9 protein-coding genes are annotated in these 10,133 nt (G+C 72.3%); 5 read left to right on the top strand and 4 right to left on the bottom strand.

Annotation, left to right across the window (positions count from 1 at the left end; all coding sequences use genetic code 11):
- The 5 genes from KBX34_RS12710 to KBX34_RS12690 all read left to right on the top strand — a co-directional run.
- A partial coding sequence (locus tag KBX34_RS12710) for a PD-(D/E)XK nuclease family protein (protein WP_210925083.1) occupies nt 1-1,007 on the top strand: 1,007 nt, incomplete at its 5' end.
- Nucleotides 1,004-4,408: an ATP-dependent helicase gene (locus KBX34_RS12705; RefSeq protein ID WP_210925081.1), complete on the top strand. Its 3,405-nt coding sequence runs from the start codon at nt 1,004-1,006 to the stop codon at nt 4,406-4,408. The genes KBX34_RS12710 and KBX34_RS12705, both read left to right, overlap by 4 nt.
- A gap of 226 nt (nt 4,409-4,634) precedes the next feature.
- Nucleotides 4,635-4,838 carry a cold-shock protein gene (locus KBX34_RS12700; RefSeq protein ID WP_007464836.1) on the top strand — a complete coding sequence of 68 codons (204 nt, stop codon included), beginning with the start codon at nt 4,635-4,637 and terminating at the stop codon, nt 4,836-4,838.
- 222 nt (nt 4,839-5,060) lie between these two features.
- A complete protein-coding gene (locus tag KBX34_RS12695; RefSeq protein ID WP_141911044.1) occupies nt 5,061-6,377 on the top strand; it encodes a DEAD/DEAH box helicase in 1,317 nt (438 codons plus the stop codon).
- Nucleotides 6,378-6,570: 193 nt separating this feature from the next.
- A complete protein-coding gene (locus tag KBX34_RS12690; RefSeq protein WP_088950064.1) occupies nt 6,571-6,771 on the top strand; it encodes a hypothetical protein in 201 nt (66 codons plus the stop codon).
- A 108-nt stretch (nt 6,772-6,879) separates the two neighbouring features.
- On the opposite strand, the gene KBX34_RS12685 is transcribed toward KBX34_RS12690, so the two are convergent.
- From KBX34_RS12685 to KBX34_RS12670, 4 genes are read right to left on the bottom strand one after another with little or no spacing between them, the layout of a single operon-like run.
- Complete coding sequence (locus KBX34_RS12685) at nt 6,880-7,332, bottom strand: Rrf2 family transcriptional regulator (protein ID WP_088950063.1); 453 nt, start codon at nt 7,330-7,332, stop codon at nt 6,880-6,882.
- Between the two features lie 3 nt (nt 7,333-7,335).
- Nucleotides 7,336-8,220 (bottom strand): ABC transporter permease, encoded by an 885-nt coding sequence (locus KBX34_RS12680; RefSeq protein ID WP_088950062.1) that lies wholly within the window; start codon nt 8,218-8,220, stop codon nt 7,336-7,338.
- On the bottom strand, nt 8,210-8,989 hold the full coding sequence (locus KBX34_RS12675) for an ABC transporter ATP-binding protein (protein WP_088950061.1): 780 nt from the start codon (nt 8,987-8,989) through the stop codon (nt 8,210-8,212). Before KBX34_RS12675 ends, KBX34_RS12680 begins: the two co-directional genes overlap by 11 nt.
- Nucleotides 8,986-10,050: an ABC transporter substrate-binding protein gene (locus tag KBX34_RS12670; protein WP_099848428.1), complete on the bottom strand. Its 1,065-nt coding sequence runs from the start codon at nt 10,048-10,050 to the stop codon at nt 8,986-8,988. Before KBX34_RS12670 ends, KBX34_RS12675 begins: the two co-directional genes overlap by 4 nt.
- Nucleotides 10,051-10,133: the final 83 nt, after the last annotated feature.

The following is a 10,133-nucleotide window of genomic DNA, read 5'->3' as shown; positions in this document are numbered from 1 at the left end:
CCCGTCCACCCCGGGCGCTCACCCTGCCGGCGCTGGTCGCCGAGCTGCGTACCGCCATCACCGACCCGGCTGCCCCGGCGGCCCGGCGGCGCGCCGCGGCGGCCGAGCTGGCGCGGCTCGCCGCCGCCGGTGTCCCCGGCGCGCACCCCGACGACTGGTGGGGTTTGCGCGGCCTCTCCGACGACCGGCCGCTGGTCGACGAGGGCAAGCCGGTGCGGGTCACCCCGTCGGCGATGGAGAGCGCCCTGCGGTGCAGCCTGCGGTGGCTGCTGGAACGGCACGGTGGCAGCGGCCCGACCAGCACGGCGCAGGGGGTGGGCAACCTGGTCCACGCCGCCGCGATGCTCGCCGAGGACGCCAGCGCCGACCGGGGCGCGCTGCTCGACTACGTGGCCGCGCGGTTCGACGCGATCGAGCTGGCGGCCCGGTGGATGGCCGGGCCGGAGCGTGAACGCGCCGAGGCGATGGTCGACAAGCTGCTGCGCTGGCTGGCCACCAACCCGCGTCGGCTGCTCGCGATCGAGCACGAGTTCGCCGTCCGCCTGGACGACCCGAACCGGCCGGTCGACCTGACCGGTCGGGTGGACCGGCTGGAGGTCGACGAGGCCGGGCGGCTCGTGGTGATCGACCTGAAGACCGGCAAGTCGACAGCTGTCACCGGCGCCGAGCTTGCCGAGCATCCGCAGCTCGGCGCCTACCAGGCGGCGGTGGAGGCGGGGGCGTTCGCCGAGTTCGGCGACGAGTCGGGAGGTGCTGCGCTGGTGCAGCTCGGCACCTCCGCCAAGGACGCCCGGGAGCAGAATCAGCCGGCGCCCGGTGAGGGGCCGGCGGCCGGCTGGGCGACCGCGCTGGTCCGGCGGACCGCCGATACGATGGCAGCCGCCACGTTCGCTGCGGTGGCCAACTCGAAGTGCCGGGTCTGCCCGGTGCGGACCAGCTGCCCGGTCTCCGGGCAGGGGCGCCAGGTGGTCGAGCCGCCGACCGTCCGACGTCCGGAGACCCCATGACCCAGCCCACCCTGTTCGGCGCGGGCCCCGCGCCGACGCCCCGGCTGGCGGACTCCGGGCCCCGCTACACACCGGTCGAGCTGGCCAAGCTGCTGCGGTTGCCGGCGTCCACCCGGGAGCAGGCCGCGATCATCGCCGCCCCGGTGGAGCCGTTGCTGGTGGTCGCGGGCGCCGGGTCCGGCAAGACCGAGACGATGGCCGCGCGGGTGGTCTGGTTGGTGGCCAACTCGTACGTGCGCCCCGAGCAGATCCTCGGGCTGACCTTCACCCGGAAGGCGGCCGGCGAGCTGGCCCACCGGGTACGGACCCGGCTCGACCAGCTGATCCGCCGCGTCGGCCGACAGGGTCGGGACCCGCTCGACGACCCGCTCGCCGGTGAACCCACCGTCTCCACGTACCACTCCTACGCGGGGCGGATCGTCACCGAGCACGGGCTGCGGGCCGGTTACGAGCCGTCCACCCGGCTGCTCACCGAGGCCTCCCGCTGGCAGTTGGTCGACCTGCTGGTGCGCAACTACGACGGTGACATGTCCGAGGTGGACCGGATGCCGAGCACCATCACCGACGCGGTGCTGGCGCTCGCCGGTGAGCTGGACGAGCACCTGGTCGCACCGGACCAGCTGGCGGCCTGGACCGGCCGGTTCTTCGCCGAGGTGCAGTCCCGGCCGGGCCGGGTGTACGCCGACGTGCGCAAGGCGCTCGCCCTCCAGCAGACCCGGCTGCGCCTGCTGCCGCTGGTGCGGGCGTACGCCCGGCGCAAGGAGGACTTCGAGGCGATGGACTTCGCCGACCAGCTCGCCCGGGCGGCCCGGGTGGCCCGGGACCACCCGGGGGTCGGCCAGATCGAGCGGGACCGTTTCCGGGTGGTGCTGCTCGACGAGTACCAGGACACCAGCCACGCCCAGGTGGTGCTGCTCAACGCGTTGTTCGGTGGCGGGCACCCGGTGACGGCGGTGGGTGACCCGTGCCAGTCCATCTACGGCTGGCGGGGGGCCAGCGCGGGCACACTGGACCGGTTCCCCACCGAGTTCGCCCGTGCCGACGGTCAGCCCGCCCAGGCGCTCGGGCTCACCACGAGCTGGCGCAATCGCCCCGAGATCCTCTGGGTGGCGAACGCGCTGTCCACACCACTGCGTGCGGCGGGTGCCCAGGTGCCGGAGCTGCGCTCCGCGCTGACCGTCCGGGACCCGATCCCACACCGCAGCCCCGGCGGCGCGGCCGGCGGCACTGTGCACTGCGCGATGCTGCCCACGTACGCCGACGAGGCCGACTGGATCGCCGACAGCGTGCTCGCGGCCTGGCGTGGGGCGGCCCGGATGCCGGGCGCGGCCCCCGAGCACATCCCGGTGGCGCAACGCCCGACGACGGCAGTGCTGGTGCGCGTCCGCAGCCAGATCCCGGCGATCGAGTCGGCACTGCGCGAGCGCGGTCTCCCGGTCGAGGTGGTCGGGCTGGGTGGCCTGCTGGACACCCCTGAGGTACGCGACGTGGTCTGCACGCTGCGGGTGCTGGCCGACCCGACCGACGGTGCCGCGTTGCTGCGGTTGCTCACCGGCGCCCGTTGGCGGATCGGGCCGCGTGACCTGGTGGCGTTGCACAAGCGGGCCCGGGCCATCGCCAACGCCCGGCGACAGGTTGCCGCCGACGACACCTCGGAGATCAGCCCCGACCTGCTGGACGAGGCGACCCTGGTGGAGGCGCTGGCCGATCTCGGCCCGGCGCAGGCGTACTCGGCGGAGGGCTTCGCGCGGTTGCGCGCGTACGGGCTGGAGTTGGCGCTGCTGCGCTACCGGCTGGACCAGGCACTGCCGGACCTGATCGCGGACATCGAGCGGACCATCGGCCTGGACGTTGAGGTCGCGGTCCGGGCCGGCCGGGACGGCACCGGCGACGCGGGCCTGGCCCGGGGTCACCTGGACGCCCTGGGGGACGTGGCGGCCCGCTTCAGCGGGGAGACCCCGGGGGCGACGCTGTCCGGCTTCCTGTCCTACCTGGCCGCGGCCGAGGACGAGGAGCGCGGTCTGGCGCCGGGCGAGGTCGAGGTGGTGGAGGGCGCGGTGCAGGTGGTCACTGCGCACGCCGCCAAGGGCCTGGAGTGGGACGTGGTGGCCGTGGCCGGGCTGAGCCGTGGGCTGTGGCCGGGTCCGGTCCGCAACTCCGACCACTGGTTGGGTGGGCTCGGGGTGCTGCCGTTCCCACTGCGCGGTGACGCCGACGGGTTGCCCGAGCTGGCGCTCGACGAGGCGGCCGACCAGCGGGCGGTAGCCCGGGCGGTGACCGACTTCACCGACGCCTGGCGGGCCCACGACGAGCGGGAGGAACGCCGGCTGACGTACGTGGCGGTCACCCGGCCGCGCCGGCTGCTGCTCTGCTCCGGCTACTGGTGGGGGGAGGGCACGAAGCGGCCACGAGGTCCGTCGGTCTTCCTGCGTGAGGTGTACGACGCCTGCCTCGACGGCGGGCCGGGGCACCTGATCGACGTGTGGGCGCCCGAGCCGACCCCGGATGCGACGAACCCGACAGCGGAGGTGGTGCTCCGCGCGGAGTGGCCGGCCGACCCGTTGGGTGGTCGCCGGCCGGCACTGGCCGAGGCGGCCGGGTTGGTGCGTCGCCTGATGACCGACGGGCCGGCCTCGGTGGTCGCCGGGCCGGTCGGCTCGGTGGTGGACGGGCCGCTGGTGACCGTCGAGCCGGAGGTGGACCCGGAGGTGGCGCGCTGGCAGCGCGAGGCGGATCTGCTGCTGGCCGAACGGGCCGAGCTGACCAGGCTCTCCGGTGCGGTCGAGGTGGCTCTGCCCGGGCAGTTGAGCGTCACCCAGCTGGTGGCGTTGCGGCGTGACCCGGCCGGGCTGGCCCGTACGCTGCGCCGTCCGGTGCCGACCGAGCCCAACCCGTACGCCCGTCGCGGCACCGCGTTCCATGCCTGGTTGGAGCAGCGCTTCGGCGCCGACCGCCTGCTGGACCTGGACGAGTTGCCCGGTGCGGCCGACGCGGATGCCGCGCCCGACGAGGCGCTGGTCGAGTTGCAGGAGCGGTTCCTGGCCAGCGAGTGGGCCGACCGGTCACCGGTGGAGGTGGAGGTGCCGTTCGCCACAGTGATCGCCGGAGTGGTGGTGCGGGGGCGGATGGACGCTGTCTTCGCCCGGCCGGGTGGGCGGTTCGACGTGGTCGACTGGAAGACCGGCGCGCAGCCGACCGGGCCGGCGGCTGATGTGGCCGCCGTGCAGTTGGCGGTGTACCGGTTGGCCTGGGCGGAGCTGGCTGGTGTGCCGGTCGACCGGGTGGGCGCGGCCTTCCACTACGTCCGGCACGGCGTGACGGTTCGGCCCGCCGATCTGCTGGATGTGACGGGGCTCACGGCCATGATCACCCAGTTGCCCGAAGATTCCGCCCAAGCTTGACCGCTGGCGGGAAAACCATGATACGTTGACCGGGTTGCAGTTTTGGTTACCAGAGACTCTGTGTGCGCCTGGCGGGATTGTGGCCCCAGGCGCTCTTTGTTGTGTCCGGAGTTCTCCGGGCGGGGCGACCAGAAGCGACAGGCGATTCGCGCATCCCCGCGCGGAGCGCTCCTCTTCGGGCACGCAACAAGTGCGAGTCCGACGTTCCGTCAAGGAGACGAAACACATGGCTATTGGCACCGTGAAGTGGTTCAACGCTGACAAGGGCTTCGGCTTCATCACCCCCGACGGCGGCGGCGCTGACGTCTTCGCCCACTTCTCGGCGATCCAGTCCTCCGGCTACCGGAGCCTGGACGAGAACCAGCGGGTCGAGTTCGAGGTGACCCAGGGCCAGAAGGGCCCGCAGGCGGAGAACATCCGCCCGCTCTGATCTTCGGATCGGTCAGCATTACCTGTCGCGCCCTCCGGGTGTGACGGTGACGGGACCGGCCCGCCTCGCCGTCGCCTGCCTCCGCAGGTGACGGCCCGGTGGCGGGCCGGCCCGTACTCCAATCGGTTCGTGCTTGTGAGTCCTGGCTGCCTTTTGCCGCCGGTGACAGCGCCGACTTCGGCGCCCTCCCTCGACACGTGCCGCGTCGAGGAAGGCTCCCGCATGACCACAGTTATTCCTTCTTTCGCTCATACCGGGCTGGCACCGGCGCTGCTCACCGCGTTGACCGCGCAGGGCATCAACGAGCCGTTCCCGATCCAGTCGGCGACGCTGCCCGACTCTCTCGCCGGCCGCGACGTGCTTGGCCGGGGTCGTACAGGCTCCGGCAAGACCCTCGCCTTCGGGCTTGCGCTGCTGTCCCGCACCGCCGGCCGTAAGGCCCGGCCGGGTCGCCCGCTCGCCCTGGTGCTGGTGCCGACCCGTGAGCTGGCCCAGCAGGTCACCACCGCGCTCGCCCCGTACGCCCGCGCTGTCGGGCTGCGCTGCACCACCGTCGTCGGCGGGCTGTCGTTGCAGCGGCAGGCCGACGCTCTGCGCGCCGGCGCCGAGGTGGTTGTCGCCACCCCCGGCCGGCTGCACGACCTGATCAACCGCGGCGACGCCCGGCTCGACCAGGTCGAGATCACCGTGCTGGACGAGGCCGACCAGATGGCCGACATGGGCTTCCTGCCGCAGGTCACCAAGCTGCTGGAGCAGGTCGCACCGCAGGGCCAGCGGATGCTCTTCTCCGCCACTCTGGACGGTGGTGTGGACCGGCTGGTCCGCCGCTTCCTGAGCAACCCGGTCACCCACTCGGTCGACCCGGGCACCGCCACCGTGACGGCGATGACCCACCACGTGCTGCACGTCGACGCCCTGGACAAGCCCGACGCGTTGACCCGGATCGCCGCCCGTGAGGGCCGCACCATCCTGTTCATGGGCACCAAGCACCGCGCCGACCGCCTTGCCCGTCAGTTGCTGTCCAAGGGCGTACGCGCGGCCGCACTGCACGGCGGCAAGTCCCAGCCGCAGCGCACCCGGATCCTGGAGCAGTTCCGCAACGGCCAGGTGACCGCTCTGGTCGCCACCGACGTCGCGGCTCGGGGCATTCACGTGGACGGCCTGGACATGGTCGTCAACGTGGACCCGCCGACCGAGGCGAAGGACTACCTGCACCGGGGCGGCCGTACCGCCCGGGCCGGCGAGTCCGGCTCTGTGGTCACCCTGGTCCTGCCCGAGCAGCGTCGGGACATGTCCCGACTGATGGCCACCGCCGGCATCCGGCCCGAGTCGGTCCAGGTGCGCTCCGATGGCGAGGCGTTGGCCCGGGTCACCGGTGCGCGTGAGCCGTCCGGTGTGCCGGTGACCATCGTCGCGCCTCCGGCTCCCGCCGCTCGTGGGGGACGCGGTGCCGGTGGCACTGCCACCGATGGCGGCGCCCGCCCGACGCACCGGGCGTCGGGTCGGTCCCGCCGTCCGCGCCGCCCCCGTACCGTCTGATCTTCCGCGCCTCAACCGACCCGCCCCGCTTCGGCGAGGCGGGTCGGTCTGTCTTCGGCCCTGGCCGGCCAGACTTCTGAGTCGGTAATCAGCCTCTGCTCGGTCGGCTGGCCGACTGCGTCATGGCTGACCGTGGTCAAGGCTGACCACCGGGGGAAAGCCGGGCGGGGGGCCCGGCACGGGAGGGGTGACCATGGCGGGCGAAGCCGGCTCGGGTGCACTACGCGAACTGATCCTGGTGGTCGCGGTCGCGCTCGCCGGGCTGTTGCTCGCCATGGTTGCGGCCTTCGCACCCTGGCACGCCACCCCGGCGGGTAACGCTCCCGCCGGTCTGGTGGAGCTGCACGGCCCTGGCGACCAGGGCTCCGGCCCGGCGGTCGCCCACGTGGGTTGAGCAGCGACCGGCCGACCGGTGCCGGCGGAGGGGCAGGCCCGGTCAGGATCGGTACGAGATGTGGTCGGGTCGGCGGGGCACCGACCCGACCACGTCACCGCCGTCGTTTCACGAGGTGGTGGGGGCGTGGTCGGTCGAGTTGCGGGTGAGCAGGTCGGCCAGGGTGGTGCTGTCGACCACCGTGGCGATCGCCCCGTGCACCGCCAGCCAGACGTCGGTCAGCCCGGCGGCCACACCGTGGTAGCCGGCGCGCTCGGCCGGCAGGCCGCGCACCGTGGTGAGCGAACCGCCGACAGCCCGTAACACGTCCCCGACGGTGATCCCGTCGGCTGGGCGGGTCAGCGCGTACCCGCCGTCGGCGCCCCGATGGCTGTGCAGCAGACCGGCTCGGCGCAGGTCGAGCAGGATGCCCTGCAGGAAGCTGAGCGGGATGTCCTGCACCTCGGCCAGGCTGGCCGCCTTCACCAACTCACCGCCTCCGCTCCCGCCGCCGCCGCGACTGGCGGCGGCGACGGCGAGCATCGCCCGGAGCGCGTAGTCGCTGCGCGCGGAGACGTACACGGGTCAGTTGCCCGCCTGGTCGAGCACGCCCCAGCGCCGCCGGATCGCCTTGTCCGCCGCGCCGAAGGCGGCATCCACGCCGAGGCCGAGCACCAGGATGACGATCATGGTGGAGAGCAGCCAGGGTGCGTCGGACAGTTCGCGGGAGTAGGTCAGCTGCGCGCCGAGCGACGTCTGCGAGATGCCGACCACGATCAGCTCACCGGCCATCAGGCTGCGCCAGGAGAACGCCCAGCCCTGCTTGAGCCCGGCGACGATCGCCGGAAGGGCGGCCGGCGCGATGACGTACCGGTAGAGATTGAGCCCCCGAGCGCCCAGGTTGCGACCGGCGCGCAGCAGCAGCGGTGGCACGTAGTCCACACCGGAGATCACGCCGTTGGCGATGGACGGCGCCGCGCCGAGCACCACCACGAAGAAGATCGCCTTCTCGCTCAGCTCGAACAGCAGGATGGCCAACGGGAACCAGGCGATCGACGGCATGGTCTGCAACGCCGTGATCATCGAGCCGATGGCGGCTCGGAGCACCTTGGACCGGGCCACCGCCAGGCCCAGCAGCAGGCCGACCGCGACCGAGAAGACATAGCCGACGGCGGCCCGCCGCAACGTCGTGACCAGGCCCTCCCAGAGCTGCGGGCCCTGAGCCTGGTTGACCAGCTCGCGGCCGACCTCCAGCGGCCCCGGCAGCGAATACGGCGGCTTCCAACCTGACCAGACCACCAGCTGCCAGGCCAGGATGGCGATGGCCAGCGCGGCGAGCTTGGGCCAGGTGGCGGCCCAGAACCGGGAACCCCGGGAAACCTCCGGGTCCCGGCCGGCGATCTCCAGCGCGTCCAGGCCGGAGATCTGCGCGTCGGTACGCGCCGTGTTGGTCAGGGTGTCACTGGCCATGGCGGCCCACCTCCGTACGGAGCCGCTCGGTGACCTCGGCGGCGATGGCGGCGACCTCGGGGGAGTCGATCCGTCGGGGGCGCGGGATGTCCACCTCGGTGGAGTAGATGATCCGGCCGGGACGGCTGGAGAGCAGGATGATCCGGTCGGCCAGTCGGGCGGCCTCGCGGACGTTGTGCGTCACGAAGAGCACCGAGAGGTTCCGCTCGGACCAGATGCGTTCCAGCTCGTCGTGCAGGATGTCCCGGGTCATCGCGTCCAGTGCGCCGAACGGCTCGTCCATCAGCAGCACCGGCGTGTCCAGGGCCAGCGTGCGGGCCAACGCGACCCGTTGCCGCATGCCCCCGGAGAGCTCGTGGGGGCGCTTGCGGCCGAAGTCGGCCAGGTGCACCGTACGCAGCAACTCGGCGACCCGCTCGCGCCGCTCGGCCCGGGGCAGCCGACGCAGCTTCAGCGGCACCTCGACGTTGCCGTCGACGGTCAGCCAGGGAAACAGCGCCGGTTCCTGGAACATCAGCCCCGGGTTGGCGTCGCCGGCCAGCGTGATCTGACCGCCGCTGGGCCGGTCCAGCCCCGCGACCAGGTTCAGCAGGGTGCTCTTGCCGCAGCCGGAGGCACCGACCAGGCAGACGAACTCGCCGGGTGCGACGTCCAGCGACACACCGTCGAGGGCCAGGACGGCGTTCGGCCCGCGCCCGTACACCTTGGTCACGCCGGAGAGCGCGACCGCGGTGGTCGCGCTCTGCGGCGTCGTCGTGGTCGACGTCATGGCTGGACGACCTCGGGCTTGCCCTGCGACTTGAGGGCGTTGTTGAGGTACTTGAGGTCGTACAGGCCCTTGAGGTCGACCGGTTCGGTCAGCTTGACCTCGACGGCGTGGTCGAGGCCGGCCTTGAGCGAGGTCGCGATCGGGTCGTTGGTGAATTCCAACGTCGGCCACGCCTGCTTGATGAGCTTCAGGTCCAGCGGCTTTCCGGTGATCTTGCCGATCGCCTCGGAGATGGCCTGCTGAGCTTCCTCGGGCTTGGTGTTGACGAACTCGTTCGCGGCAACCTGGCCGTCGACCAGCTTCTGCACCACGTCCGGGTGTGCCTTGAGGAACTTCGTGCTGACCAGCAGGTTGGTGATGACGAACTTCTTGTCCGGCCACAGGTCGCGCTCGTCGACGAGCACCTTGCCGCCGGCGTTGACCAGGCGGGAGACGAACGGCTCGGGCACCCAGGCACCGTCGATCGCGCCGCTGTTGAACGTCTCGACCGTCTGGGCGTTCTCCTGCGGGACGATCTTGACGTCGCCGCCGCCCTCCTTGGTGGTGGTCAGACCCTGCTGCTTGAGCCAGTAGCGGATCGCCACGTCCTGGGTGTTGCCCAGCTGCGGGGTGGCGATCTTCTTGCCCTTCAGGTCCTGCGCGCCGGCGATGCCGGGCTTGACCACCAGCGCCACGCCGCCGGAGGCCGCGCCGGAGATGACCCGGACGGCCTCACCCTTGGACTTGGAGAAGGCGTTCACTGTCGGGTTCGGACCGATGTACGTGGCGTCCAGCGCACCGGAGAAGACGGCCTCGATGGCGGCCGGGCCGGCGTTGAAGGTCTTCGGGTCCAGCTTGACGTCGGCGCCGAGCTTCTCGGCGAAGATGCCCTTCTCCACGCCGACGACGGCCGGCGCGTGCGTGATATTGGGGAAGTAGCCGAGGCGCAGCGTCACCGGGCCGGAGCTGCCGCCCGTGCCCTCGCTGTCGTCGCCGCACGCGGCGGTGCTGCCCAGGGTCGCCGCACCGAGGGCGGCGAGAGTGGCCAGGGTGACCAACCGGCGCATGGGAAGCCGTCTCATCGTCCATCCAATCCGCAGTATTCCTACTTAGTTGGTAGGAAGACTGGGCCAGGCCGCGGTCAGCGTCAAGACCCATCCACATG

Source organism: Micromonospora sp. M61, from assembly GCF_018070245.1.
Lineage (GTDB): Bacteria > Actinomycetota > Actinomycetes > Mycobacteriales > Micromonosporaceae > Micromonospora > Micromonospora zamorensis.
Note: the sequence above shows the minus strand (reverse complement) of the source record. Positions and strands in the feature narration are given on the sequence as shown.

What these genes read in the sequence shown, in the direction of transcription:
- KBX34_RS12705 (WP_210925081.1), top strand. Translation starts at nt 1,004, where the DNA reads ATGACCCAGCCCACCCTGTTCGGCGCGGGCCCCGCGCCGACGCCCCGG.
- KBX34_RS12700 (WP_007464836.1), top strand. Translation starts at nt 4,635, where the DNA reads ATGGCTATTGGCACCGTGAAGTGGTTCAACGCTGACAAGGGCTTCGGC.
- KBX34_RS12695 (WP_141911044.1), top strand. Translation starts at nt 5,061, where the DNA reads ATGACCACAGTTATTCCTTCTTTCGCTCATACCGGGCTGGCACCGGCG.
- KBX34_RS12690 (WP_088950064.1), top strand. Translation starts at nt 6,571, where the DNA reads ATGGCGGGCGAAGCCGGCTCGGGTGCACTACGCGAACTGATCCTGGTG.
- KBX34_RS12680 (WP_088950062.1), bottom strand. Translation starts at nt 8,220, where the DNA reads ATGGCCAGTGACACCCTGACCAACACGGCGCGTACCGACGCGCAGATC.
- KBX34_RS12675 (WP_088950061.1), bottom strand. Translation starts at nt 8,989, where the DNA reads ATGACGTCGACCACGACGACGCCGCAGAGCGCGACCACCGCGGTCGCG.
- KBX34_RS12670 (WP_099848428.1), bottom strand. Translation starts at nt 10,050, where the DNA reads ATGAGACGGCTTCCCATGCGCCGGTTGGTCACCCTGGCCACTCTCGCC.